General features: G+C 70.6%; 23 protein-coding genes. 8 read left to right on the top strand and 15 right to left on the bottom strand.

The features are described 5' to 3' along the window. Positions 1-6 precede the first annotated feature (6 nt). On the top strand, positions 7-1,527 hold the full coding sequence (mmsA, locus tag CU044_RS32965; RefSeq protein ID WP_129772500.1) for a multiple monosaccharide ABC transporter ATP-binding protein: 1,521 nt from the start codon (positions 7-9) through the stop codon (positions 1,525-1,527). 5 nt (positions 1,528-1,532) lie between these two features. Then, positions 1,533-2,783 carry a multiple monosaccharide ABC transporter permease gene (gene mmsB, locus CU044_RS32970; protein WP_129772406.1) on the top strand — a complete coding sequence of 417 codons (1,251 nt, stop codon included), beginning with the start codon at positions 1,533-1,535 and terminating at the stop codon, positions 2,781-2,783. 91 nt (positions 2,784-2,874) lie between these two features. On the opposite strand, the gene CU044_RS32975 is transcribed toward mmsB, so the two are convergent. The 3 genes from CU044_RS32975 to CU044_RS32985 all read right to left on the bottom strand — a co-directional run bounded on the left by CU044_RS32975 (position 2,875) and on the right by CU044_RS32985 (position 4,900). Next, positions 2,875-3,675 carry an SAM-dependent methyltransferase gene (locus tag CU044_RS32975; protein WP_129772407.1) on the bottom strand — a complete coding sequence of 267 codons (801 nt, stop codon included), beginning with the start codon at positions 3,673-3,675 and terminating at the stop codon, positions 2,875-2,877. A 124-nt stretch (positions 3,676-3,799) separates the two neighbouring features. Beyond that, positions 3,800-4,036 (bottom strand): DUF397 domain-containing protein, encoded by a 237-nt coding sequence (locus tag CU044_RS32980; protein ID WP_030350290.1) that lies wholly within the window; start codon positions 4,034-4,036, stop codon positions 3,800-3,802. After that, complete coding sequence (locus tag CU044_RS32985) at positions 4,037-4,900, bottom strand: helix-turn-helix transcriptional regulator (protein WP_129772408.1); 864 nt, start codon at positions 4,898-4,900, stop codon at positions 4,037-4,039. Positions 4,901-5,108: 208 nt separating this feature from the next. Here CU044_RS32985 and CU044_RS32990 point away from each other — a divergent pair, with 208 nt between their 5' ends. The 3 genes from CU044_RS32990 (at position 5,109) to CU044_RS33000 (ending at position 7,345) form a co-directional block, all read left to right on the top strand. Beyond that, positions 5,109-5,582, top strand: a complete 474-nt coding sequence (locus CU044_RS32990; protein WP_129772409.1) for an ATP-binding protein — start codon at positions 5,109-5,111, stop codon at positions 5,580-5,582. Next, a complete protein-coding gene (locus tag CU044_RS32995; protein ID WP_129772410.1) occupies positions 5,576-6,007 on the top strand; it encodes a hypothetical protein in 432 nt (143 codons plus the stop codon). The genes CU044_RS32990 and CU044_RS32995 overlap by 7 nt, the downstream gene beginning before the upstream one ends. A gap of 90 nt (positions 6,008-6,097) precedes the next feature. Further along, positions 6,098-7,345 (top strand): ROK family protein, encoded by a 1,248-nt coding sequence (locus CU044_RS33000; protein ID WP_129772501.1) that lies wholly within the window; start codon positions 6,098-6,100, stop codon positions 7,343-7,345. A 126-nt stretch (positions 7,346-7,471) separates the two neighbouring features. Here CU044_RS33000 and xylA read toward each other — a convergent pair whose 3' ends face one another. Next, positions 7,472-8,641 (bottom strand): xylose isomerase, encoded by a 1,170-nt coding sequence (xylA, locus tag CU044_RS33005; RefSeq protein WP_129772411.1) that lies wholly within the window; start codon positions 8,639-8,641, stop codon positions 7,472-7,474. 201 nt (positions 8,642-8,842) lie between these two features. On the opposite strand from xylA, the gene xylB reads away from it, so the two are divergent. Continuing rightward, positions 8,843-10,318, top strand: coding sequence for a xylulokinase (xylB, locus tag CU044_RS33010; RefSeq protein WP_129772412.1), 1,476 nt, complete (start codon positions 8,843-8,845; stop codon positions 10,316-10,318). A 77-nt stretch (positions 10,319-10,395) separates the two neighbouring features. On the opposite strand, the gene CU044_RS33015 is transcribed toward xylB, so the two are convergent. The 5 genes from CU044_RS33015 to CU044_RS33035 form a co-directional block, all read right to left on the bottom strand. Next, on the bottom strand, positions 10,396-11,310 hold the full coding sequence (locus CU044_RS33015; RefSeq protein WP_129772413.1) for a LysR family transcriptional regulator: 915 nt from the start codon (positions 11,308-11,310) through the stop codon (positions 10,396-10,398). A gap of 71 nt (positions 11,311-11,381) precedes the next feature. After that, positions 11,382-12,581, bottom strand: a complete 1,200-nt coding sequence (locus CU044_RS33020) for a glycine C-acetyltransferase (RefSeq protein WP_129772414.1) — start codon at positions 12,579-12,581, stop codon at positions 11,382-11,384. Between the two features lie 137 nt (positions 12,582-12,718). After that, the gene (gene tdh, locus CU044_RS33025) at positions 12,719-13,753 is read right to left on the bottom strand and encodes an L-threonine 3-dehydrogenase (RefSeq protein ID WP_129772415.1); all 1,035 of its coding nucleotides are present in this window, start codon (positions 13,751-13,753) and stop codon (positions 12,719-12,721) included. Between the two features lie 267 nt (positions 13,754-14,020). After that, positions 14,021-15,136 carry a hypothetical protein gene (locus CU044_RS33030; protein ID WP_129772416.1) on the bottom strand — a complete coding sequence of 372 codons (1,116 nt, stop codon included), beginning with the start codon at positions 15,134-15,136 and terminating at the stop codon, positions 14,021-14,023. Beyond that, complete coding sequence (locus CU044_RS33035) at positions 15,133-15,957, bottom strand: phosphatase PAP2 family protein (RefSeq protein ID WP_129772417.1); 825 nt, start codon at positions 15,955-15,957, stop codon at positions 15,133-15,135. Before CU044_RS33035 ends, CU044_RS33030 begins: the two co-directional genes overlap by 4 nt. Positions 15,958-16,146: 189 nt before the next feature. On the opposite strand from CU044_RS33035, the gene CU044_RS33040 reads away from it, so the two are divergent. Both CU044_RS33040 and CU044_RS33045 read left to right on the top strand, forming a co-directional pair. After that, on the top strand, positions 16,147-16,755 hold the full coding sequence (locus CU044_RS33040; protein ID WP_129772418.1) for a TetR/AcrR family transcriptional regulator: 609 nt from the start codon (positions 16,147-16,149) through the stop codon (positions 16,753-16,755). Positions 16,756-17,354: 599 nt separating this feature from the next. Next, positions 17,355-18,437: a hypothetical protein gene (locus tag CU044_RS33045; RefSeq protein WP_129772419.1), complete on the top strand. Its 1,083-nt coding sequence runs from the start codon at positions 17,355-17,357 to the stop codon at positions 18,435-18,437. Between the two features lie 52 nt (positions 18,438-18,489). On the opposite strand, the gene CU044_RS33050 is transcribed toward CU044_RS33045, so the two are convergent. From CU044_RS33050 to CU044_RS33075, 6 genes are all read right to left on the bottom strand, one after another. After that, entirely contained in the window at positions 18,490-20,004 is a 1,515-nt protein-coding gene (locus CU044_RS33050; protein WP_129772502.1) for a cytochrome P450, read from the bottom strand. 313 nt (positions 20,005-20,317) lie between these two features. Then, a complete protein-coding gene (locus tag CU044_RS33055) occupies positions 20,318-20,932 on the bottom strand; it encodes an ATP/GTP-binding protein (RefSeq protein ID WP_129772420.1) in 615 nt (204 codons plus the stop codon). Beyond that, the gene (locus CU044_RS33060) at positions 20,913-21,287 is read right to left on the bottom strand and encodes a DUF742 domain-containing protein (RefSeq protein WP_129772421.1); all 375 of its coding nucleotides are present in this window, start codon (positions 21,285-21,287) and stop codon (positions 20,913-20,915) included. Before CU044_RS33060 ends, CU044_RS33055 begins: the two co-directional genes overlap by 20 nt. Next, complete coding sequence (locus CU044_RS33065; RefSeq protein WP_129772422.1) at positions 21,284-21,691, bottom strand: roadblock/LC7 domain-containing protein; 408 nt, start codon at positions 21,689-21,691, stop codon at positions 21,284-21,286. Before CU044_RS33065 ends, CU044_RS33060 begins: the two co-directional genes overlap by 4 nt. Beyond that, positions 21,688-23,424: an ATP-binding protein gene (locus CU044_RS33070; protein WP_129772423.1), complete on the bottom strand. Its 1,737-nt coding sequence runs from the start codon at positions 23,422-23,424 to the stop codon at positions 21,688-21,690. Before CU044_RS33070 ends, CU044_RS33065 begins: the two co-directional genes overlap by 4 nt. 704 nt (positions 23,425-24,128) lie before the next feature. After that, positions 24,129-24,317, bottom strand: a complete 189-nt coding sequence (locus CU044_RS33075; protein WP_129772424.1) for a hypothetical protein — start codon at positions 24,315-24,317, stop codon at positions 24,129-24,131. Positions 24,318-24,337: the final 20 nt, after the last annotated feature.

The following is a 24,337-nucleotide window of genomic DNA, read 5'->3' on the forward strand; positions in this document are numbered from 1 at the left end:
CTGGAGATGCGCTCCATCGTGAAGACCTTCCCGGGGGTCAGGGCGCTCTCCGATGTCAGCCTCACGGTCGCCCAGGGCGAGGTGCACGCCGTCTGCGGGGAGAACGGCGCGGGCAAGTCCACGCTCATGAAGGTGCTCAGCGGCGTTCATCCGCACGGCAGTTACGAGGGCGAGATCCTCTTCGAGGGCTCTCCGTGCGCCTTCCGGGACATCAGGGCCAGTGAGGCCCAGGGCATCGTGATCATCCATCAGGAACTCGCCCTGATCCCCTACTTGTCGATCGCGGAGAACATCTTCCTCGGCAACGAGCACGCCACCCGCGGCTTCATCAGCTGGAACGACACCCTCGGACACGCGGCGTCGCTGCTCGGACGCGTGGGTCTGGACGAACGTCCGCAGACCCGGGTCGCCGATATCGGGGTCGGCAAGCAGCAGCTCGTGGAGATCGCGAAAGCACTCGCGAAGAGGGTGAAGCTGCTGATCCTGGACGAGCCGACCGCCGCGCTCAACGACGGCGACAGCGCCCGGCTGCTGCGGCTGATAAGGGAGTTGAAGGAACAGGGCATCACCTCGATCATCATCTCGCACAAGCTGAACGAGATAGCCGAGGTGGCCGACTCCGTCACGATCCTGCGGGACGGCCGGACCATCGAGACCCTCGGTGTACGGGCCGGATCGGCCACCGAGGACCGGATCATCCGGGGCATGGTCGGCCGCGATCTCGACCAGCGTTTCCCCGAACGCACGCCCTACGAGGGAGATCCGGGCGCCCACCCCGCGCTGGAGCTGCGCGACTGGACGGTGCACCACCCGATCGACCAGCAGCGCAAGGTCGTCGACGGCGTCTCCGTCCAGGTCCGCAGGGGCGAGATCGTCGGGATCGCGGGACTGATGGGCGCGGGCCGCACCGAACTGGCGATGAGCGTCTTCGGCCGCTCGTACGGCCGGAACATCAGCGGGACCGTACTCAAGGACGGCCGCGAGATCGGTACGCGGACGGTGCCGGAGGCCGTCGCGCACGGCATCGCGTACGTCACCGAGGACCGCAAGCGGTACGGGCTCAATCTCATCGACACCATCGGCCGGAACATCACCCTGAGCGCCCTGTCGAAGGTCGCCAGGCACGGGGTGGTCGACGAGCACGAGGAGACACGGGTCGCCGAGTCGTACCGCGCGCGCATGAACATCAAGGCGCCGACCGTCTTCGAACAGGCCGGCAGGCTGTCGGGCGGCAATCAGCAGAAGGTCGTCCTCGGCAAGTGGATCTTCGCGGGCCCCGAGGTGCTGATCCTCGACGAGCCCACGCGCGGTATCGACGTCGGCGCGAAGTACGAGATCTACACCGTCATCGACCGGCTCGCCGCCGAGGGCAAGGCCGTCATCTTCATCTCCTCCGAACTCCCCGAACTGCTCGGGATGTGCGACCGCGTCTACACGATGGCGGCGGGCCGGCTCACCGGTGAGATCCCGCGGGCGGAAGCGACCCAGGAAGTCCTGATGCGTCACATGACCAAGAACACGAGGTAGTCGACATGGGTCCGGTCACCACCGATGCGCCGAAGGGCGACACACCGAAGGATTCCCCACCGTCGCCCCCGTCCGGGCGGAGCGGAACGGGGGCGCTGCTGCTGGACGCCGCGCGCCGCAATATGCGGCAGTACGGGATGCTGATCGCGCTCGGCCTGATCGTCGTCCTGTTCGAGATCTGGACCGACGGTGTCCTCCTCAAGCCGAACAACGTCACCAATCTGGTGCTCCAGAACAGCTACATCCTGGTTCTCGCCATCGGCATGATGATCGTCATCATCGCGGGCCATATCGATCTCTCGGTCGGCTCGCTGGCCGCGTTCGTCTCCGCCGCCTGCGCGGTGATGATGGTCGAGCACGACATCCCGTGGGTGCTCGCGCTGGTCCTCGGGCTGCTCATCGGGGCGGCCGCCGGGGCCTGGCAGGGGTTCTGGATCGCGTACGTCGGCATTCCGTCGTTCATCGTCACGCTCGCCGGGATGCTGCTGTTCCGCGGCGGTACGCAGATCTTCCTGGGGTCGCGCTCGCTCGGCCCGTTCCCCGAGGGTTTCCAGAAGATCTCGACCGGCTATCTCCCCGAGATCGGCCCGGCCACCAACTACCACAATCTGACGCTGCTGATGGGGCTGGCACTGCTGGCGTTCACGCTGTTCCAGGAGTTCAGGGACCGGCGCCGGCAGCGGGCGTACGACCTGGAGGTGCTCCCCCGCAATCTCTTCCTCGTCAAGTGCGTGGCACTCGCCGCCGCCGTGCTCGCCTTCACGATGACACTGGCCAGCTACCGCGGGGTGCCGGTCGTCCTGCTGCTGCTCGCGGCGCTGCTGATCGGCTTCGGCTATGTCATGCGCAACGCCGTCGTCGGCCGTCATGTGTACGCGCTCGGCGGCAATCAGGCCGCGGCGAAGCTGTCCGGGGTCAAGGACAAGCGCGTCACGTTCCTCGTCTTCGTGAATATGGGCGTACTGGCCGCGCTGGCCGGCATCGTCTACGCGGCCCGGCTCAACGCGGGAGTGCCCCAGGCCGGGATCAACTTCGAACTGGAGGCCATCGCGGCCGCGTTCATCGGCGGCGCGTCGATGAGCGGCGGTGTCGGCACGGTCCTCGGCGCGATCATCGGCGGGCTGGTGCTCGGCGTGCTCAACAACGGCATGTCGCTGGTGGGGATCGGCACGGACTACCAACAGGTCATCAAGGGGCTGGTGTTGCTCGCGGCGGTCGGCTTCGACGTCTGGAACAAACGCCGAGTGGGCGCCTGAGACGCACCACGTACGTACGGAGCCCTCGAAACGTACGCGCGGCGTCGCAGCACACCTGAATAGTGCTGCGACGCCGCGCCCCCGCTACCGGTTACAGCTTGCGTGCCACCGCCGCGTACCCCGGGATCGGCTCGTTGCCGGGAACCGGCACGACCTCACCCAGCCCGGGACGCCAGTCGGCGGCCAGCGAGACCCCCGGCTCGACCAGCTCGAGCCCCGTGAAGAACGCGGCGAACTCGTCCCGCGAGCGGAGGGCCAGGGTCAGACCGCGCTGCCGGTACAGCGCACGGGCCTGGTCCGAGCTCTCCCTGTCGAAATCGCCCGTGGCGTGGGAGATGACGAGATAGCTGCCGGAGGGCAGCGGTTCGAGCAGCCGGCGCACCAGCTCGTACGCGCCGTCCTCGTCCGAGACGAAGTGGAGCAGCGCGACGAGGGAGAGCGCGACCGGCCGGTCGAGGTCCAGGATCGTGCCGGCGGCCTCGACGATGCTCCCCGGGTCGCGCACATCGGCCTGGACGTACTCGGTGACGCCCTCCGGAGTGCTGCGCAGCAGAGCCTCGGCGTGCCGGAGGACGATCGGGTCGTTGTCCGTGTAGACGATCCGGGAGTCGGGGGCGACCTCCTGGGCTATCTGGTGGAGATTGGGCTCGGTGGGGATGCCCGTACCGATGTCGAGGAACTGGCGCACCCCGCCCTCGGCGCAGAGCCAGCGGGTGGCGCGGTGCATGAACGCCCGGTTGACCCGGGCCATTTCGGGACCCCTCGCGTCCAGGGTGAGAAGCTGCTTCGCCATCTCCTCGTCCACCGGGTAATTGTCCTTGCCGCCGAGGAACCAGTCGTACACCCGGGCCGGATGCGGCTTGGTGGTGTCGATCGGGTCATGCCCGGTCATGTGCGCTCCATGAGTCTCAGGTCAATGAGTCGATGAGTCGAGATGTGGAGATGTGGAGATGTGGAGAAAGCAAAGCAGGGGCTGAGCGGGACCGGCCGACCGGGTCGGCCGGTGGAGAGAGGGATCAGGTGAGCAGGAAGTCCGCCTGGCCCGACTTGGCGCCCTGGATGAAGGCGGCGATCTCATTGGTGGTGTAGATCAGTGCGGGGCCGTCAGGGTCGGCGGACTGGCGCACTGCGACTCTGCCGTCGGCCAGCTTCATGGCCTCGATGCAGTTGCCGCCGTTGCCACCACTCCACGGCTTGTGCCAGCCCTCGGCGCCGAGGTCGGCGGCGGGCATGCCGTTGTATATGGGATCCATTCACAGCTCCTTGCGGACATCCTTGAGGATCTCCTTCGTGCGTTGTGCAGTTGCGGCCTGGGCCGCCATCCGGTCCATGACCTCCAGGTGGGTGGCCACTTCGGGACGAGCGTCGAGATAGACGGCACCGGTGAGGTACTCGCTGTAGACCATGTCCGGCAGCTCCGGTACGGCGAAACGGAAGATCACGAACGGCCCGTAGGTACCCGGGTGGTGCCCGGTCGAGAATTCCGCGATCTGCAGGGTCACATTGGGCAGCGTGGCGGCTTCGAGCAGCCGGTCGATCTGTTCCCGCATGATCTCCGGGCTGTCCCCCACCGGGCGGCGCAGCACCGTTTCATCCATGATCACCCAGAATTTGGGTGCGTCCACCCGGGTCAGGAGCGACTGGCGTTCCATCCGGAGCGCCACATGGCGCTCGATGTCCTCCGGCCGCGCCTTCCCCACGGCGCCGGCGTTCATGACGGCGCGCGCGTAGCCCTCGGTCTGGAGCAGCCCGGGGACGAAGTGCGGTTCGTACGCCCTGAGCAGCGCGGCGGACCCCTCCAGGCTGACATACATGCTGAACCAGTCCGGCAGGATGTCGTGGAACCGCTGCCACCAGCCCGGCTTGTTCGCTTCCTCGGTGAGCTCGACGAACGCGTCGGCCTCGTCCTCGGGAATCCCATAGGCCCTGAGCAGCACCTGTACATAGGGGATCTTGAGCGCGACCTCGGCCGTCTCCATGCGGCGTATCGTCGCCGGAGCCACGCGGAGGAGCTTGGCGGCCTCCTCGCGCTTCAGCCCGGCGCGCTCACGCAGATCCTGTAGGCGTCTGCCCAGTACGACCTGTCCCACGGTCGGGGCGGACCGCGGCTCACTCACTTCTGGGTCCTCCCCACGCACGGTTGACAGCAGTCTGCCATGTCTCCTCCACGAAGAACACGGCACTCTGAAAAATTCAGAGTGCTACTTGCCAAGTGTCCTCGGCGGGTGGAGAGTGGATCGGTGAACCAGTTCACGCGGTTGTCGCGCTCTGCCACGGGAGAGGTCTTGCGCGCGAACGCTGCTCCCCCACCGTTAGGAATCGGTCGTGGCACCTGGTAACGCGCTCACCCCCCAGCTCATAGCCCTGTGCCCTGGCAACGTTGTCCGCCGTTACGGGTTCCAATTGCCGTCTCACGCCGAGTCGGTCTGCCGCGCGAGACAGCTGACCCGCGACCGGCTCGCCACCTGGGAGGTGGACGAGGAGACCTGCGAGACCGTGGTGCTCGTCGTGTCCGAGCTGGTCACCAACGCGGTGGTGCACGCCGCCGGTGACCATGTCATCTGCGAGATCCGGCAGACCGACGGAAAGCTGCGGATCGCGGTGGAGGACCAGGGGTACGGGCCGACGGGACCGCAGCTGCACCGCGCCGAGGAAGGCGAGAGCCAGGGCGAGGGCGGCCGCGGACTGTTCCTCGTCGATTCCATATGCAGCGGCTGGGGAGCCCACGACACCTCGGGATATGGACCCGGGCGGGTCGTCTGGGCGGAACTGTCACACGGAGCGGAGCAGTCATGCTGAAGACCACGCTGCAGCGCCTTTCACGCGGCCTGCGCACCGAGTCATCTCCCGGACACGTACAGCTGCCCCTCCCGCCGACCCTGCCCGCCTCGCTGGGGTGTGACGCCGTCGGGATCCCGGCGGAGCACGGCTTCCGGCTGATGGCGCGGCTGCCGAGGAAGGGCTGCATCTTCGCCGACGCCGAGTGGTGGTGGTGGATCGTCCCGGCGGGCTCGGACCTCGACCTGACCTGGCCGTCCCCGGCCCGCTATGTCGCGGGGACGAACGTGCCCGCGACGCACCCCCGGCTGATCCACTGGCCGGAGGACCCCACGCCGTACACCCCGCCGATCCCCTTCTACCTCATGGTCTGCCAGCTGACCGGCACCGCCCCGTCCTGGGAGCCGGACGGCACGGCGGGGACGGTACCGGCACGGCGGGGCTAGGGCGCTCGTCTGATCATGCCGGGGCCCGGCCGGCCGGCTTGCCGCTCCGGTCCCGCGACCACGGGCCGATCACATAGGCTCGTGGGCGAGATGAACAACAACCACACTTCCCTCGGCCCGAAGGCCGACAAAGAGACCGTGCGCCGGCACAATCTGAGCCTTGTGCTGCGGGCGGTACGGGACGAGGGCGAGGCGACCCGGGCCGGTGTCGCGGCGCGGGTGGGCCTGACCCGGGCGGCTGTGTCGTCCCTGGTCGAGCAGTTGCTGGACAGCGGTTTCCTCTCCGAGTCCGGCAAGACGTTCAGCGGCCAGGCCGGGCGCCCCGGCACCGTGCTGAAGGTGACGCGCACAGGGCCCGCGGGGATCGGCGTCGAGATCAATATCGACTATGTGTCAGTGTGTGTGGTCGACCTGTCCGGCACCGACCGGGTCCGGCTGACCGAACACCTCGACAACCGCGGCTCCCGGCCCTCCGATGTACTGACGCGCTGCGCCAGGATCGCCGCCCGCACCCTGGAGTCCGCCGCCGAGCAGGACCTGCTGCCGGTCGGGGTCCAGCTCGCCCTGCCGGGTCTGGTGTCGGGCGGTACGGTCCGGCAGGCCCCGAACCTCGGCTGGAACCTCGTGCCCTCCGACGAGTTGTTCGCCTCCGCGCTGGCCGAGCTGCGGCCCGATCTGCCCCCGCTGCCGGTGAGTTCGGAGAACGAGGCCAACCTCGCGGCGCTGGCGGAACTGTGGTTCGGCGAACTCGGCCCGCTCCGTACCTTCCTCTATCTGACCGGCGAGATCGGCGTCGGCGGCGCCCTGGTGCTCAACGGCGAACTGCTGCGCGGGGCCCATGGGTTCGCCGGGGAGATCGGCCATGTGGTCGTCGATCCCGAGGGACCGCTGTGCCGCTGCGGCTCCCGGGGGTGCCTGGAGCAGTACGCGGGCCAGTCCGCGCTGCTGCGGGCGGCGGGGATCGACGAGAACGCGGGAGTGCCGGGCGTGGCCGAGCTGGGGCTGCGGGCGGACGCGGGCGACCTCCAGGCCATCGCCGCCGTGGAGCGGGCCGGGCAGACGCTGGGCCGGGTGCTGTCGGGTGCGGTGAACCTCTTCGATCCGGACGCGGTCGTCCTCGGCGGGATCTACCGCGAGCTGATGCCCTGGCTCTCACCTGCCGCGGACCGGGAGCTGACCGCCCGGGTGGTGTCGGGCCTCTGGGAGAGCGACAGCGGACGGCTGCGCGGGTCCTCCTCGGCGGGGGACGCGGCGCGCGGCGCGGCGGCCCTGGTCGTCCAGGCGGTGCTGGCCGATCCGGTGGCGTACGTACACCGCGAGACGCGCGGGACGGGCTGACGTAGGACAGATACGGCACGTACGACACCGCCGGAACGCGCGCGGGACGGGCCCGTGTCAGCCCGCCGCCGCGCGCGTTCGCCGTGGGGCTCCCAGCGGCTCCTGGTCGCTCCCGGGGTCAGCGGGTCAGCGCACGCCGAGGAGATGGTCCATGGCGAGCTGGTCGAGGTGCTCGAACGCCATGCCCCGGGCGGCGGCGGCATCCACGTCGAACTCCTCGTAGGCCGCACGGTCGGCCAGCAGGGCGGTCACGCCCTCGGGGGCGGTGGGCTGCGCCAGCTCGTCCACGCGGGACGCGCGCAGCGCCTCCTGGACGAGCGGGTCGGCGCGGAAGGACGCGGCCCGCTCCTTGAGGATCAGATAGTTGCGCATGCAGCCGGCGGCGGAGGCCCACACCCCGTCGAAGTCCTCGGTGCGCGGCGGCTTGAAGTCGAAGTGCCGCGCGCCCTCCCAGCCCGCGTTCTCCAGCAGGTCGACCAGCCAGAAGGCGGCACGCAGGTCGCCGGCGCCGAACCGCAGGTCCTGGTCGTAGCGGGTGCCGTGCTGGCCGTTGAGGTCGATGTGGAAGAGCTTGCCCGACCAGAGCGCCTGGGCGATGGCGTGCGGGAAGTTGAGCCCGGCCATCTGCTCATGGCCGACCTCGGGGTTCACACCGAACAGGTCGGGGCGCTCCAGGCGGTCGATGAACGCCAGGGCGTGGCCGACGGTGGGCAGCAGGATGTCGCCGCGCGGCTCGTTGGGCTTGGGCTCGATGGCGAACTTGAGGTCGTAGCCCTGCTCGACGACATACTCCCCGAGCAGGTCGAAGGCCTCCTTCATCCGGTCGAGGGCGAGACGGATGTCCTTGGCCCCGCCCGACTCGGCGCCTTCACGGCCGCCCCAGGCGACGAAGGTCCTGGCGCCCAGTTCGGCCGCGAGGTCGACATTGCGCAGCACCTTGCGCAGCGCGTAGCGGCGGATGTCGCGGTCGTTCGCGGTGAAGCCGCCCTCCTTGAAGACCGGGTGGGTGAAGAGGTTGGTGGTGACCATCTCGACCGTGATGCCGGTGGCCTCGGTCGCCTGCCTGAACCGCTTGATGTGCGCTTCGCGCTCCGCCTCCGTCGAGCCGAACGGAATGAGGTCGTCGTCGTGGAAGGTCACACCCCACGAGCCGAGCTCCGCGAGTCGGTGAACCGATTCGACGGGATCCAGCGCGGGGCGGGTCTCGTCGCCGAACGGGTCCTTGCCCTGCCAGCCCACTGTCCAGAGGCCGAAACTGAACTTGTCCTCGGGGGTGGGGGTGAAGCGTTCCGTCATGACTCTGGCCGCCTTCGATACCTCAGGTCCGGCACGTGCCGACCTTATTTGTTTCCTGACATGACTAATAATGCACGGGGATGCGGGTGTGCAAAAGACCCCGCACGCGCACGGACACAGGATGATGATCGTCGGCACGGTTCCCGTGTGCCACACCATCGCGTAATTTGTTTCACTGTCGCTCAATCTGGAGGTACGCCCATGTCCCGGAACCCGGTCGTCATCGGCGTGGACAGCTCCACCCAGTCCACGAAGGCGGCTTTCACGGACGCCACCACAGGCCGGCTGCTCGCCGTGGGCCGCGCGCCGCACCGGGTGACCGGTGAGGGCGGCGCCCGGGAGACGGACCCTGAGGTGTGGTGGAACGCGCTGCGCGAGGCGGTCGCCGCCGGTCTCAAGGAGTCCGGGGTGGACGCCTCGGACGTGACCGGCATAGCCGTCGCCGGACAGCAGCACGGTCTGGTGGTGCTCGACCGCACCGGCCGGCCGCTGCGCCCCGCGCTGCTCTGGAACGACACCCGCTCCGCCCCGCAGGCGGCGGCGCTCACCGAGGCGCTGGGCGGCCCCGACGCCTGGACGGCGCGCACGGGCTCCGTACCGGTGGCCTCGATGACCGCCTCCAAGTGGCAGTGGCTGCGGGAGAACGACCCCGCCATCGCCGAGGCCACGGCGGCCATCCGGCTCCCCCACGACTTTCTCACCGAGCGGCTCTCGGGCACCGCGGCCACCGACGCCGGTGACGCCTCGGGCACCTGCTGGTACTCCACCGCCACCGGGGAGTACGACCCCGAACTGCTGGCGCTCCTCGGTCTCGACGCCGATCTGCTGCCCGCGGTCGCCACGACCGGCGCCGCGCGCGTCGGCTCGCTCACGGCCGGCTCCGCGGCGGAACTGGGCCTGCCCGCGGGTATCGCCGTGGCCGCGGGCACCGGCGACAACATGAGCGCGGCCGTCGGGCTCGGCTTCGGCGGCGCCGGGCTGCTGGACCACCCGGTGCTGAGCCTCGGCACGTCGGGCACGGTCTTCGCCGCCACCCGCACCCGCCCCGGCTCCCCCGCGCTCGCCGGGTTCGCGGCGGCGGACGGTACGTATCTGCCGCTGGCCTGCACACTCAACTGCACGCTCGCCGTCGACAAGGTGGCCTCGCTGCTCCGGCTCGACCGTGAGGACGCGGTGCCGGGCGGCGAAGCCGTGCTGCTCCCCTATCTGGACGGCGAACGCACCCCCGATCTCCCCGCCGCCTCGGGCCTGTTGACCGGGCTGCGCCATGACACCACCCCGCAGCAGCTGCTGGGCGCCGCCTACGAGGGCGCGGCCGTCACCGTACTGCGCGCGCTGGACGAGGTACTGCGCGCCTGCGGCCTCGACCCCGCTGCCCCGGAGGTCGCGGGCCGTCCGCTGCGCCTGGTCGGCGGCGGTGCCCAGGGCCGGATGTGGGTGGACACGGTCCGCCGGCTCTCCGGCCGCCGGGTGATCGTCCCGACGAGCGGCGAGCTGGTCGCGCTGGGCGCCGCCGCGCTGGCCGCGGGCGCGGCGACGGGCGAGGACCCGGTGGCGATCGCGACCTCCTGGCGGACCGGCGACGGGCCCGAACTGCCTCCGGTGGAACGGGACGTGGAGACCTGGGAGCGCGTGGGATCGGTCCTGGACAGGGCGGCGCCGAGCCTGCTGAGCTGAGCCGGTACGCGCGCGGACCGGGTCCCGCCGCGCCGACGGTCCGCCGTCGGCCGTCGCCGGCCCGGCCGGGTCGGCCGTCAGTCCGTCGTCAGGCCGCCCGCCGCCTGTGCCAGCGCGTCGAGCACCGGACGGATCAGCGGGTGCGCCTCCGCGCCCCGGCGTACGGCGGCGAAGACCCTGCGGGTCGCGGCCGGGCCCGCCACGGGACGTACGACCGTCCCCTTCAGCTCCATGCCGCGCAGCGCGGAGCGCGGGACCAGTGCCACTCCCGCGCCCGCGCCCGCGAGGGCGACGACCGCGCGGAAGTCGTCCGAGGAGTGCGCCAGCCGCGGCTGGAAGCCGGCCAGTTCGCAGGCGAGCTGGATCACGTCGTGGCACGGGTTGCCGGGGTACGGGCCGATCCAGTCGCTGTCGGCCAGTTCGGCGAGCACGACCTCGGCGCCGAGGCCGAGTGGATGCGCGGCCGGCAGGACGGCGTCGAACGGCTCCGCGTACAGCGGCATCCGCCACAGCCGCAGATCGTCCTCGCGCGGGGCGCCCCGGTACTCGACCGCGACCGCCAGATCCGCCTCGCCGTCGAGCACCATCGGCAGGCTCTCGTCCCCCTCGGCGTCCCGTACGCGTACGCGTATGTCGGGGTGCGGTCCGCCGAGCAGCTGAAGGGCCGGGGCCAGCACTTCCGCGATGCCCGTGGCGAAGGCGGCGACCGTGACCTCGCCCGACGTCCCGCCCGCGTACGCCGCGAGCTCCGCCTCGGCGCGCTCCAGCTGGGCGAGGACGGCGTGCGCGTGGGTGAGGAGGATCTCCCCGGCGGCGGTCAGCCGTACGCCCCGGCCGCTGCGGGTCAGCAGCGCGTGCCCGGTCTCGTGCTCCAGCGCCGCGAGCTGCTGGGAGACGGCCGAGGGCGTGAGATAGAGCGCGGCGGCCGCGGCGGTCACCGTACGGTGGTCCGCCACGGCCCGCAGGACGCGCAGTCGCCGGGGGTCGATCACCCGGCCCATTTTGCCAGGTCTGCCCGGAACTCCACCCCCACCGGCATCGGCCGCCCCACCCGCATCGGCGCTCAGCCCTCCCGCTTCATCGCCTCGCGCGCGTCGACGAACGCCGCGACCGCCCGCTCCACATCGTCCGTGGAGTGCGCGGCGGACAGCTGGACCCGGATCCGCGCCCGGCCCATCGGGACGACGGGATACGAGAAGCCGATCACGTACACCCCGCGCTCCAGCAGCAGTTCGGCCATCCGGCCCGCCTCGGCGGCGTCACCGATCATGACGGGAGCGATGGCGTGGTCACCGGGCAGGATCTCGAACCCCGCCGCCGTCATCTCCGCACGGAAGAGCGCGGTGTTGGCGTTCAGCCGGTCCCGCAGTTCGCCCGCGCTCTCCAGCAGGTCGAGGACCTTGATCGACGCGGCGGCGATCACCGGCGCGAGGGAGTTGGAGAAGAGATACGGGCGCGAGCGCTGGCGCAGCAGCGCGACGATCTCCGCGCGGGCCGCGACATAACCGCCGGAGGCGCCGCCGAGCGCCTTGCCGAGCGTGCCGGTGATGATGTCGACCCGGTCCATGACGCCGTGCAGCTCGGGGGTGCCCCGGCCGCCGGGGCCCACGAAGCCGACGGCGTGCGAGTCGTCGACCATGACCATCGCGTCGTACCGGTCGGCGAGATCACAGATCTCGGCCAGCGGGGCGACGTACCCGTCCATCGAGAACACGCCGTCCGTGACGATCAGCCGCCGACGGGCGTCCTGGGACTCCTTGAGCCGGGTCTCCAGCTCGGTGAGGTCGCGGTTGGCGTACCGGAGGCGGCGGGCCTTCGAGAGCCGGATGCCGTCGATGATGCTGGCGTGGTTGAGGGCGTCGGAGATGACGGCGTCCTCCGGGCCGAGGAGCGTCTCGAAGACACCGCCGTTGGCGTCGAAGCAGGAGGAGTAGAGGATCGTGTCCTCCTGGCCGAGGAACGTGGAGAGCCGCTGCTCCAGCTCCTTGTGGATCTCCTGGGTGCCGCAGATGAAGCGTACGGACGCCATGCCGTAGCCCCAGCGGTCGAGCGCGTCCTTGGCGGCGGCGACGACCTCGGGGTGGTCGGCGAGTCCGAGGTAGTTGTTGGCGCAGAAGTTGAGGACATCACCGGGGGCGCCGCCCTCGGTGACGGCGACGGAGGCGCTCTGCGGCGTCGAGATCACACGCTCGGGCTTGAAGAGACCCGCGTCGCGGATCTCGTCGAGGGTGGCGGAGAGGTCGTCCCGGACGGACGCGTACATGAAGGGCTCCTTCTTCTGGGGCTCTGGGCTCAGGGGGCTCTGGGGCTCTGCGCTCAGGGGATGCTCTGGGCTCTTGGGCTCTTGGGCTCTTGGGCTCTGGGCTCTTGGGCTCGGTGCGCCGCGGGGCCAGGGGGCGGTCAGACGCTCCAGTCGAGAATGATCTTGCCGCTGCGCGCGGAGGACGCTTCGTCGAACGCCGTGTCGAAGTCCTCGTATCCATAGCTGCCGGTGATGACGGGCGTGAGGTCGAGTCCGCCTTCGAGCAGGACGGTCATCGCGTACCAGGTCTCGAACATCTCGCGTCCGTAGATGCCCTTGACCGTGATCATCGAGGTGACGATCTTCGACCAGTCGATGGCGAACTCCTGGGCGGGCAGCCCGAGCATGGCGATCCGGCCGCCGTGCGTCATGTTGTCGACCATGTCGCGCATGGCCTCGGGGCGTCCCGACATCTCCAGGCCGACGTCGAAGCCTTCCTTGAGGCCGAGCTGCCGCTGTGCGTCGGCGATGCCGACATCGGCGGGCGAGACATCGAGGGCGAGGGTGGCGCCGACCTTGCGGGCGAGTTCGAGGCGGTGCGTGCTGACGTCGGTGATCACGACATTGCGCGCACCGGCGTGCCGGGCGACGGCCGCGGCCATGATGCCGATGGGGCCCGCGCCGGTGATCAGCACGTCCTCACCGACGAGGGGGAAGGAGAGCGCGGTGTGGACGGCGTTGCCGAACGGGTCGAAGATCGCGGCGACATCGAGATCCACCTCGGCGCGGTGCACCCAGACGTTCGCGGCGGGCAGGGAGACGTACTCGGCGAAGGCACCGTCGCGGCCCACACCGAGCCCGACGGTGCTGCGGCAGAGGTGCCTGCGGCCGGCGAGACAGTTGCGGCACTTGCCGCAGACGAGATGGCCCTCGCCGCTGACCAGATCGCCGACGGCGACGTCCTGCACGGCCGACCCGACGGCGGCCACCTCGCCGACGAACTCGTGGCCGAGGACGCGGGGTGTGGTGACGGCCTGCTGGGCCCAGCCGTCCCAGGAGCGGATGTGCAGGTCGGTGCCGCAGATGCCGGTACGGAGCACCTTGATCAGTACGTCACCGTCCCCGTACTCCGGCTCGGGCACATCCGTGAGCCACAGCCCCGGCTCGGCCTTCTGTTTGACAAGTGCCTTCATGGGCGCGGCTCCCGGGGGGTGGTGGTACGTGACGCAGGGCGCTGAACGGTGATCACTGTGCGGTGGTCGGGCACCAATCTGCCGAGTGGTGATCGTTCAGTCCATCGAGGATTTCTTAAGCTGCCCAACAGCGGAGCTTCACGCGCCGCGGCGCGCCGGGAAGACGACCGGCCTGGCGGGGGTGGGAGGGCCCCCTGTCCTGCCGGCCGGCGGGACAGGGGGCGGCGGCCCTCCGCGTGTACGGGCCCTGCGACTGGCAGTACGTGGCTAGCGGTACGTGCAGTCCCCTCGACGACGCGCACGCCGGCGGTCCCGGAGCGCCCGCCCCGGCCTCAGGGGGTGCGGTCGCCAGGGCGGCCGCACGGCGTGCGTGCCGGGCACCGGGCCACCCTGCGCGGGTACGCCCGTGCCGGGCCATCCGTCCGCGGCTGCCGGCTCCGCGGCCCGGCCGCCGGGCCGCGGAGGCGCCGGCGGTACGCCGACAGGGGCGGCGGTCCGCTGTCCGGGCACCCGCGCCGCGGGCGTCACCGTCATCGGCGCCGTCGTCGCGGGCGCGGTCACCGCCGTACGGGTCAGCAGCACCACTCCCCGCGCGGCGAGCACCGCGCCGATGAGCGCCGCCGTCACGCCCGGGACGCCGCCCTGGAGGCGCTCCCCCAGCAGGGTCAGCCCGATGACAGCCGCCGCGAGCGGGTTGGCCAGGGTCAGGACGGCGAGCGGCGCTCCGAGTCCGCCGCGGTAGGCACGCTGCGACAGCAGCAGACCGCCGGACGCGAAGGCCGCGACCACCAGCGCCACGGCCGCCACCTGCCACACCGGCAACGCGTCCGCGTCGCGCGCGGTGGCGGCGACCGTGACCGTCTGGGTGAGGGCCGAGGCGACCCCCGAGGTGATGCCGGAGGCCGCCGCGTGCCGGAGGCCGGACCCCGCTCCCGGCCGGGTCAGCAGGGCGACCAGCGCTATCGCCACGCCCGCGACGCCGAGCGCCTGCGGCAGGCTGAGCGTCTCGTCGGGTGAGCTGCCGGCCGCGGTGAGCAGGATGGCCGCGAGGCCGGCCAGGGTGAAGGCCGTGCCGCGCCACTCGCCCCGGCTGACCTGCCGCCCGGCACGACGGGCCCCCAGGGGTACGGCGGCGACGAGGGTGAGGGCGCCCAGCGGCTGGACGACCGTGAGCGGTCCGTAGGTGAGCGCCACGACGTGCAGGAGCGCGCCGGTCGCGTTCAGCCCGACCGCCCACCACCAGGCGCCGCGGGTCAGCAGGGTGAACAGTCCGGTGTCCGGTGCCGTACGGGCCGCGAGCCGCTCCTGCGCCACCGCGGCGGAGGCATACGCGACGGCCGAGACCAGCGACAGCGCCACGGCCACGGCCGTCGCCCCGTTCATCGGCCGGCCCCTGAGGTGACGGGAGCGACGGGTGCCACCGGCGGGAGCTGGGCGGCGGCGGAGCGTGCGACCAGCGAGCCGCGCCGCGGGGACCGGGGACGTGGCGCCCTGATGGCCGTCAGCGTGCCGGTGAGCAGGGCGACGGCCACGAGGGCGTCGAGCCAGTAGTGGTTGGCGGTGCCTATGACCACGAGCAGCGTCAGCAGCGGATGGAGCAGCCAGAGCCACCGCCACCGTGACCGCGTGGCGGCGATGAGGCCCACGGCCACCATCAGGGCCCAGCCGACGTGCAGCGACGGCATCGCCGCGAACTGGTTCGCCAGCGTGTCCGTGCCGGGGCTCTCGCCGTACACCGTCGGTCCGTACACCTGGCCGGTGTCCACCAGACCGGTCGCCGCGAGCAGCCGCGGCGGCGCGAGCGGCATCAGCAGATGGAGCGCGAGCGCGGCCCCGGTCAGTACGGACAGGACGCGCCTGGCCCACAGGTAGTGGCCGGGGCGGCGCCAGTAGAGCCAGCCGAGGAAGAGCACCGTCGCCGGGAAGTGCACCGTCGCGTAGTACGTGTTCGCCAGGTGGACGAGCGTCCCGCTGTCCAGCAGTACGCCCTGTACGGAGCCCTCGCCGGGCAGATGGAGCGCGCGCTCCCAGTCCCAGACGCGGTCGGCGTTCCGGAATGCCTCGCCGGTCCGGCCGGTGGCGGCCTGCCTGCCGAGTTTGTAGACGAGGAAGAGTCCGGCGACGAGCAACAGCTCACGTACGAGGGGCGGTCGGGCGGAAGTTTCCGGCTTCCGTGCGGCGGGCCCGGTGCGGGTGCGTATCACCCGACCCCCTTACCTGGGCAACACGGCGTGACAGGACGTCGTGGTGGTGCGGCGGCGCGGTCTGGACCGCGCCCTATCGATACGCCAGTGTACCGATACGGATTCGTATCGGTACACTGGCGTATCGGTACACTGACGTATCGCCGCCGGAACCGCACCGGGGCCGAGCGGCCGAGACGGGGAGAGACGATGACGTCGCAGCGCCGCTCCAAGATCACGCCGGAACGGGAGCTGGAACTCTACGAAGCCGCTCTGGAGCTGCTCAGAGAGAGCGGGTACGAGGCGCTGACCATGGAGGGCGTGGCCGCTCGTTCGCGGTGCGGCAAGTCCACGCTCTACCGTCAGTGGGGCACGAAACCGCAGCTGGTCGCGGCGGCGCTGCGCGGCACCCGCTGTGTCAAGCTCGTGGACGTCGACACGGGCAGCCTCGTCGGAGACCTGCGGGCGGCGGCCCGTGCGGCGGTGGCGGGCGCGGGCCGCGACACCGCGCTGATGCACGCGCTCAGCCACGCGGCCTTCCAGAATCCGGAGCTGCTGCGCGCCCTGCGCGAGAACATCATCGAACCGGAGGTCGCGGCGATCAACGCCATGGTCGAACGCGCCGTGGCACGCGGCGAGATCGCGGCCGACAACCCCGCGGCGGAGTTCGTGGCCGCCCAGCTGATGGGCGTCATGCGCGCGCGGCCGATGGTGGAGGGCCGGCAGGCCGACGAGGCATACCTCCACCGCTTCCTGGAGGCCGCGGTCTTCCCCGCACTCGGCCTGCGGGACACCTCGCGAGCCACCTCGCACCCCTGACCGGCGGGCCGTCGTCCGAGCGGATGACGACGACTCACCGGCGCCGCACCGTGGGGACGGGAGCGGCGCACTCCGTGCCTGTGGGCCCCCTCTCCGGAGGGGGCCCACAGGCACGCCGGGGCGGTCGAGTGCTCGGGACAGAAGGGGAGGCGGAGAGAGGCGGAGAGATGGGGACATGTGTGCGTACGGAGTCCGGTCTCATACATTCGTCCCCGTGCGTCACCGCTCAATGACGTAGTGATAACGGTCAGAATGACGACGGCATCCGGGAGGAGCCGTATACGAGCCGTGACGAACACCTTCGGCCGGCGGCGGGCGCCGGGGGGCCCGGGGAGCGCGGTGGACGGCAGCGCAGTGGTATGAACCACCGGTGCACGGCGCGCGTGTGGCCCGATTTCGGAGCCCCCGGGGCGTGGGCGCGATCGGTTCGACAGCCGACCGGTACCGATCAGGTCAGTTCACAATCAGTCAATTTCGGCCAGCGGCACGCCAGTTACACCATTGTTGACGATCCGACATGGACAGATACGCTCCACCCGAACGGCATCGCCCCTTATCCGCGCACCGTATTGCGCCCTTGCCGCATCAGGAGGCCGATCATGACCTGTGTCTCGGAACAGCGCTTGGTCCAACAGCTTCCTGCTGTGCCGTTCTACTGCCCCGTACCGCCCGCCAGACATCCGTCGGTCGAGACCGTCAACGACCGGACCGTGCGATGGATGCTCCAACAGCGGCTCGACAGCGACGAGCATCAGCTCAAACGCCTGGCCGTCTGCGACTTCGGCGGCCTCGCCGCGTCGACCATGCCGTACGGAGCGCTCGAACCGCTCACGCTGATGGCCAAATTCCACGCCGTGCTCTTCTCGCTCGACGACGGCGTGTGCGACGAGTCCGAGGCCACCGCCGATCTGCTGGCCCAGGAGACCTCGCGCATCATGCGCGCCGTGGAGGCACCGGCCGCGCGGGCGCTCGACGACTCCCCGCACACCGCCGCGCTGCGCAGGCTGCGGCTGGAACTGGAGCAGTACGCGTCGCCGCGTCAGGTACGCCGATTGACGGAGGCCATGCGCGTCTACACCTCGGGGCTGGTGTGGGAGGCGTCCTGGCGCCGCAACGCGGGACTTCCCTCGCTCGACGACTACATCACGCTGTGGATGCGTGCCATCGGGATGGCGCCCTCCACCGCGATGATCGAGGTGGTCGGCGGTTTCTCGGTGGCGGACGAGGACATGCAGGACCCCCGGGTACGTGCGCTCACGGAGATCACCTGGACGCTGGTCAGCTGGGACAACGACCTCTACTCCCGCAACAAGGAACTGCTGCGGGCCGACGACAATCTGAACCTGATCGACGTCCTCTGCCAGGAGCAGCACTGCGACCCGCGTCGCGCACTCGTACGGGTGGTGGCGATGCGGGACCGCGTGATGGTGCTGTTCGACCGGCTGGCCCAGCAGGTGCTCAAGGAGGCGGACGACGGTCTGCGCCGTTATGTGCAGGGGCTCGGCCAGTTCATCCGGGGGCATCTCGACTGGGCGTCGGTCTGCCCCCGTTACTCCGTACCGTCGGGGCCACGGTCGACCCCGGGCGGATGGTGGAAGCGGCAGCCGGCCGACACCAGCCCGGAGCCGCTTCCGATCCCGACGATCGCCTGGTGGTGGGACCAGCTCGAACCGGCGCACTGACCTGTCGGCGCACTGGCCGGCCATCGCGCCGGCCGGCCCCGCCGGTGCTCGGTCAGTGGCCGCGCCACCAGCGCGCCACCGCCCGCCAGGCCCGCTTCGGGGCGCTGCCCGCGCGCTGTTCCCGGCGCTGCTCCGGAACCAGGCCCGTCGCCTCCGGGATCGGCCTCGTCCCCGTCCCGCCGGTCCCGGCCTCCCCGGCTGACGGGACCCCGGCTGACGGGACTTGGGATGACGGGACCGCGGCCCCGGCCGGTGGCCGCGCCGCGTCGGGGCGGGGCGAATCCACCCGCCAGCGCGGTCGCGGTACGGCGGCCGACGCGCTCGGCGGCCCGGTGACGTCCTGCGGCGGACGCGGTGCGAAGGTCACCGGAAGCTCCAGCAGCTGACGGGACATCAGCGCCCCCTCGTACCGCAGTTCGTGCTCCTCCACGGCGAGCTGGACATCGGGCAGCCGCAGCAGCAGCGCGTCGATCCCGGTGTCGGCGATCGCCCGCCCGATGTCCTGGCCCGGACACTCGTGCGGGCCGCCGCTGAAGGCGAGATGGGCCCGGTTGCCCTGCATGGAGGCGTTGAGATCGGGCCGTACCACGGGGTCCACATTGGCCGCCGCGATCCCGACCACCAGCGCGTCCCCGGCCCTGATGCGCTGCCCGCCGAGTTCGGTGTCACCGACCGCCCAGCGGCCGAAGATCGTGGTGAAGGGGGGCTCGTCCCAGAGCGTCTGCTCTACCGCCTCCGGCAGGGTCATATGACCACCGCTCAGCTGCGCCCGGAACCGCGGATCGGTGAGGACCATGCGCAGCACATTGGCGATGAGGTTCGCGGTGGTCTCGTACGCCGCGATGAGCACCAGCCGCAGATGCTGGCCGACCTCGTCGTCGGTGAGTCCGGCCGGGTGTTCGGTGAGCCAGGTCGCGAAGTCCTCCTCGGGCGCGATACGACGCCGCTTCACCAGCCTGGTCAGTGTGGCCATCACATACGCGTTGCTCTCGTTGGCGGTCTCGGTGCCCTTGATCATGTCGCGCGCGGCCTGCACGAGGCGTTCGCTGTACTCCTCGGGCATCCCGAGGATCTGCGTCATCACCATCATCGGCAGATGCTCGGCGAACCTGCTGACCAGATCCGCCCTGCCGTCCCGGCAGAACTCGTTGACCAGCCGGTTGCTGTAGCGGTTGATATAGCGCCGGACGCCCCGGTGGTCGATCTGCGCGATCGAGTCGGTGACCGCGCCGCGCAGCCGCTCGTGATCCGCGCCGTCGGCGAAGACGCAGATGGGCTGCCAGGTGAAGATGGGCGCGAGGGGATGGTCGGCGGGCGCGGTGCCGTCGTGCAGCGCGCGCCAGCGCCGGGAGTCCCGGGAGAACTGCGACGGCGTCCGCGTCATATGCAGATTGTCACCGTGCCCGAGCACGAGCCAGGCGGGGACGTCGCCGTGCAGCAGCACGGGCGCGACGGAGCCGTGTTCGGCGCGCAGCTTCTCGTACAGACCCATGGGGTCGTTCTCGGCCTCGGGTCCGTACAGCCGCCGCAGCCCGCCGGCGGCGAGGCCGTCCAGTGTGGGCCCCATGGTGTCCTGACCGCCGCTCCGGCCAGGGGGGTTCAGCTCACTGGCGGTCATGCCGTGGGCCGGGCAGCCGGGGGGCGGCGCCATGGGGCCGTCCGGCCCGGGTCGGTGGGAATACGGGATGGTCACGGTCGCTCCAGGGGTCAGGCCGGAAGGTGTACGTGTACGTGCGCGTACGCGTGTGCGTGTGCGTGTACGGAGATGGCGCGCGGTGCTCGGTACGCGGAAGACCGCGCGCGGCCGGCCACGCGGCCGGGTCATGTGGCCGGGCGCGGGGCCGGTCACGGGGCCGCTCAAGCGGCCTGTCACGCGGCGCTCAGGCGGACGGCAGCGCCAGCGAGTGCAGGTAGTGCATCAGCGTCAGCAGCACATCGCGGCTCGACGCCCGCTGCCGTGCGTCACAGTCGACCATCGGAACCTCGTCGGGCAGGTCCAGGGCCGTCCGCAGCGCCTCGACGGGGTGGTGCGGCGCGTCCGGGAAGGTGTTGACCGCGACGACGAACGGTACCCCGCGCTCCTCCAGCCGTCCGATCACATCGAAACTGACTTCGAGGCGGCGGGTGTCGACGAGCACCACGGCTCCCAGGGCGCCCTCGAAGAGGCCGTTCCACAGGAACCAGAAGCGCTCCTGGCCGGGGGTGCCGAAGAGGTAGAGCACCAGCTGTTCGGTGATGCTGATCCGGCCGAAGTCCATGGCGACGGTCGTGGCGGTCTTGGTCTCCACACCGGAGTTGTCGTCCACCCCCACCCCGGCCTGGGTCATGGTCTCTTCGGTGGTGAGCGGACGGATCTCGCTGACCGAGCCCACCATCGTCGTCTTTCCGACCCCGAATCCGCCCACGATCACGACCTTCACCGCGGAGGTGGCCGTGGTGGGCAGGACGTCCTCGCTCCTGGGACCCGTGATCGTCTCAGAGTTTCTGAAGTCCATGCATCACCGCTTCGAGAAGGGACCGGTCGGGAAGTGCGGCGCGGACGATGGGTGCGCGCGATTCGACCAGCTCGGTCGCGAGGAGTTCGGTCAGCAGCGCGGTCACCACGCTGAAGGGGAGGCTGAGATAGGCGGAGATCTCGGCCACGGACAGTGGTGCCCGGCAGAGCCGCAGGATGGCGGCCTGTTCCGGCTGCACCGTCGGCGAGGGTTCGTCGCGGGACACGATCATGGTGACCAGATCGAGCGGCGCCCGTTCGGCGCCGTCGGGGCCACCGGTGATCACGTACAGCCGTTCCGGGTCCCCCACATCCGCCTCGGGGCGCCGGCGTTCTCGTCGGGGAGGCGTGGTCATCCGGGCTGCCCGTCATGGCGCGGCGGACTCGTCAGATGCGCTCCGATACGGACCACCATGTCCCGCATCCTGGCCCCCACCAGCCCCGCGTCCACCGTGTCGTCGGCGAGAACGGCGAGATACGCGCCCGCCCCGGCCTCCATCAGATAGAAGAAGCCGCCCCCGACCTCGATGACGACGAGCCGCATCCGGCCGTCGCTGGAGGGGATTTCGGCGGCGACGGCGGCGGCCAGACTCTGCAGTCCGGCGCAGGCGGCGGCCAGCCGGTCGGCGACATCCGGGTCACCGCCGTGCCGGGCGATCCGGAGCCCGTCCGCGGAGAGCACCACGATCTGCTGGATCTGCGGTACTCCGTCGGCCAGTTCCTTGAGCATCCAGTCCATGTTCGCCCGCTGCTGGATCACTTCAGATCTCCCTTGCCCCACACGTCATCGGATTCGCCCTGGTCACCGGGGTGGCCCGGCGCCTCCCCCGGCTCGGCCGACGGCTCACGCGGAGTGCCGTTGACCGCCTTGGTGAACGCTTCGAGCCAGATGCCGGGACCGGGCTTCTTCTCCGGCGTACCGCCATCCCGTTGTGTGCCGTCCGGTGCGCCGCCCGGGGCGTCGCCGCGCCCGCCGTTGTACCCGCTGCCGCTGTACCCGTTGCTTCCGTGCCCGTCGCTTCTGCCGTTGGCCAGGCCATTGCCCTGGGTTCGGCTGTCGCTCCGGTTGTCACTCCGGCCCTCGCTCCGGCCGCCGTTCCCGAGGCCGAGGTTGTGGGAGCCGAGCGGGGCCCGGCCACGGCTGCGCCGCTGCGGCAGCCCGTTCTCCGTCCACTCCGTCACCACGGGAATGTCGTCCTCCATGGGTCCCGCCACCGGCACCGACGGCTGTGGCCCGGTGGCCGGCCGCGGCACCCGGTTCGCGGGCCGCAGTACGTCCGTCGTGGGCAGTCCCGCACCACTGCCGCGGGGCAGCGCCGAGGCGCCGATGCCATGGGCGATACCGGGCGCGGGTCCGGTGGTGACGACATCGCGCGGCACGATGAGGACGGCACGGACGCCGCCGTACGCCGACTGCCGCAGCGAGACCTGCAGGTTGTACATCTGGCAGAGGCGGCCGACCACGGCCATACCGAGCCGGGGTGTCTCGCCGAGGTCGTTGAGGTCGATTCCGGCCTGGGCCTGCGCGAGCATGGTCTCGGCCCGTGTCCGCGCCTCCTCGCTGAGGCTGACGCCGCCGTCCTCGATCTCGATCGCGATCCCGGTCTGCACCTCGACCGCGGTGACATGGACGCGGGTCTGCGGCGGCGAGTAGCGGGTTGCGTTGTCGAGGAGTTCGGCGCACGCGTGGATGAGCGGCTCCACGGCCGTGCCGATGATGGCGACCTTGGCGATGGAGTGCAGATCGACGCGCTGGTACTCCAGGATCCGGGACATCGCACCGCGCAACACGCTGAACAGCGGTACGGGCTTGGGCCATTGGCGTCCGGGGCGGGCCTTGCCCAGTACGGCGATACTGTCCGCGAGCCGGCCGATCAGCGCGGTGCCGTGGTCGATGCGCAGCAGGTCGTCGAAGACCTCGGGGTTGTGGCCGTGCGCCTCTTCCATCTCCCGCAGTTCGCTGGCCTGCTGGTGCACGATGGACTGGACGCGGCGTGCGATGTTCACGAAGGAACGCTGCGCGGACTCGCGCATGGCTTCCTCGTCGTCCACGATCTGCAGTACGGAACGGAGCAAGGACCGCTGCGCGGTGGGCAGTTCGCGGTAGCGCTCGTCCCCGTCCACCACGGCGCGGATGACTTCCGCGGGCGATTCGCCCTGTCGCATCCGGTGGATCGTGGCCGGCATCAGTTCCTTGCCGAGCCGTACGGTCTCCTCGTCGTGCTGGGCGAGACGCCGTTCCAGCTGTGCGAGGCGGTACGCGTAGTGCTCATGCAGCGTACTGACGGTCCTGGCGCGCCGGGACAGTTCGCCCGCACACCAGGTGACGACGATCGTCGCGACCGCACCGTATACCACGAGCGGTATCCGAGCGGCGTCGGGAACGAGGACGACCGCGCCCGCTGTGGCCGCCACGATCAGGACGGCGGGAAGTAGGAGCGCGCGGACGGCGGGGGATGCTTGATCACTCGGGGGTGCTTCAACACGAACCATGTAAGCCCTCTGGCGGTCGATTCAGATCAGATCATTCCAACAATCAAGGCACAAAGGGAACAAGTGCCTGATTACATATCAACTCGGCGCGCTCCGCGAGAGCTTAGCCCGATGAAATCGGCGCATCGGCATATTCACTCAACCTCATGCGGGGGCAATGCCGTTGGGCATAGACTCGCGCGTTTGCACGCTACGCACGCATGGAGGCACGAAGAGTAACGACCTCGGGGCATGACAATGGCCCTGATATCGGGCGTTTATCGGGTGATCACGCTCGTATGCCGGGCGCCCGTACGGAAGACCGGGCCTGGTACGGCCCCCCGGGCCGATCGAGAAATCACCAACGATCTTCACTCTTCAGGGTGAAGGGTCCGGGGGTGAAGGACTCGCGACGCGGCGCACCCGCGGCCCATGCGTCTCCGGACGGTTTCCACCCTCACGGATGACACCGCAGCGACGTCCGTTGTCCGCGCGCGGTCGCCCCGGGGAAGTGACGACGCGGCCACGCGCCGTCCGCCGGGTGGTTATCGTGGCGGGTCGGAAGGTGCGGGGGCGACACGGTGGAACGGGGAGGACGGACGGTGGGCGAGGGTCGGGCCGACTGGATCCGGGTGCCGGTGGGGGCCGACTCGGCGCGCTGGACGACCCGGGGGCGCTGCAAACTCGTCCTGTTCGTCGTGCACAACGTGACCTCGGCGACCCGTCTACTGGACGTCCTGCCGCTGTTCCGCGACGATCTGCGGGTGCAACTGCTCGCCACCTGGACCGGTTCGTCGCCGTTCCGGGCCGGGGTGGCCGAGCTGCTCGCGGAGACCGGCGTACCCGTACTGCCGTGGGAGCAGGCCCTCGAACTCCCGGTGGATCTGGCGATCTCGGCCAGTTTCGGCGGTCAACTTCACGCGCTTTCAGGGAA

Origin of the sequence: Streptomyces sp. L-9-10, from assembly GCF_004151105.1 — a bacterium.
Taxonomy (GTDB): domain Bacteria; phylum Actinomycetota; class Actinomycetes; order Streptomycetales; family Streptomycetaceae; genus Streptomyces.

Bases quoted from the DNA above. Each gene is read 5' to 3' on its own strand.
- mmsA (WP_129772500.1), top strand. From the start codon at position 7: ATGCGCTCCATCGTGAAGACCTTCCCGGGGGTCAGGGCGCTCTCCGAT.
- mmsB (WP_129772406.1), top strand. From the start codon at position 1,533: ATGGGTCCGGTCACCACCGATGCGCCGAAGGGCGACACACCGAAGGAT.
- CU044_RS32975 (WP_129772407.1), bottom strand. From the start codon at position 3,675: ATGACCGGGCATGACCCGATCGACACCACCAAGCCGCATCCGGCCCGG.
- CU044_RS32980 (WP_030350290.1), bottom strand. From the start codon at position 4,036: ATGGATCCCATATACAACGGCATGCCCGCCGCCGACCTCGGCGCCGAG.
- CU044_RS32995 (WP_129772410.1), top strand. From the start codon at position 5,576: ATGCTGAAGACCACGCTGCAGCGCCTTTCACGCGGCCTGCGCACCGAG.
- CU044_RS33000 (WP_129772501.1), top strand. From the start codon at position 6,098: ATGAACAACAACCACACTTCCCTCGGCCCGAAGGCCGACAAAGAGACC.
- xylA (WP_129772411.1), bottom strand. From the start codon at position 8,641: ATGACGGAACGCTTCACCCCCACCCCCGAGGACAAGTTCAGTTTCGGC.
- xylB (WP_129772412.1), top strand. From the start codon at position 8,843: ATGTCCCGGAACCCGGTCGTCATCGGCGTGGACAGCTCCACCCAGTCC.
- CU044_RS33020 (WP_129772414.1), bottom strand. From the start codon at position 12,581: ATGTACGCGTCCGTCCGGGACGACCTCTCCGCCACCCTCGACGAGATC.
- tdh (WP_129772415.1), bottom strand. From the start codon at position 13,753: ATGAAGGCACTTGTCAAACAGAAGGCCGAGCCGGGGCTGTGGCTCACG.
- CU044_RS33030 (WP_129772416.1), bottom strand. From the start codon at position 15,136: ATGAACGGGGCGACGGCCGTGGCCGTGGCGCTGTCGCTGGTCTCGGCC.
- CU044_RS33040 (WP_129772418.1), top strand. From the start codon at position 16,147: ATGACGTCGCAGCGCCGCTCCAAGATCACGCCGGAACGGGAGCTGGAA.
- CU044_RS33045 (WP_129772419.1), top strand. From the start codon at position 17,355: ATGACCTGTGTCTCGGAACAGCGCTTGGTCCAACAGCTTCCTGCTGTG.
- CU044_RS33050 (WP_129772502.1), bottom strand. From the start codon at position 20,004: ATGGGGCCCACACTGGACGGCCTCGCCGCCGGCGGGCTGCGGCGGCTG.
- CU044_RS33055 (WP_129772420.1), bottom strand. From the start codon at position 20,932: ATGGACTTCAGAAACTCTGAGACGATCACGGGTCCCAGGAGCGAGGAC.
- CU044_RS33060 (WP_129772421.1), bottom strand. From the start codon at position 21,287: ATGACCACGCCTCCCCGACGAGAACGCCGGCGCCCCGAGGCGGATGTG.
- CU044_RS33070 (WP_129772423.1), bottom strand. From the start codon at position 23,424: ATGGTTCGTGTTGAAGCACCCCCGAGTGATCAAGCATCCCCCGCCGTC.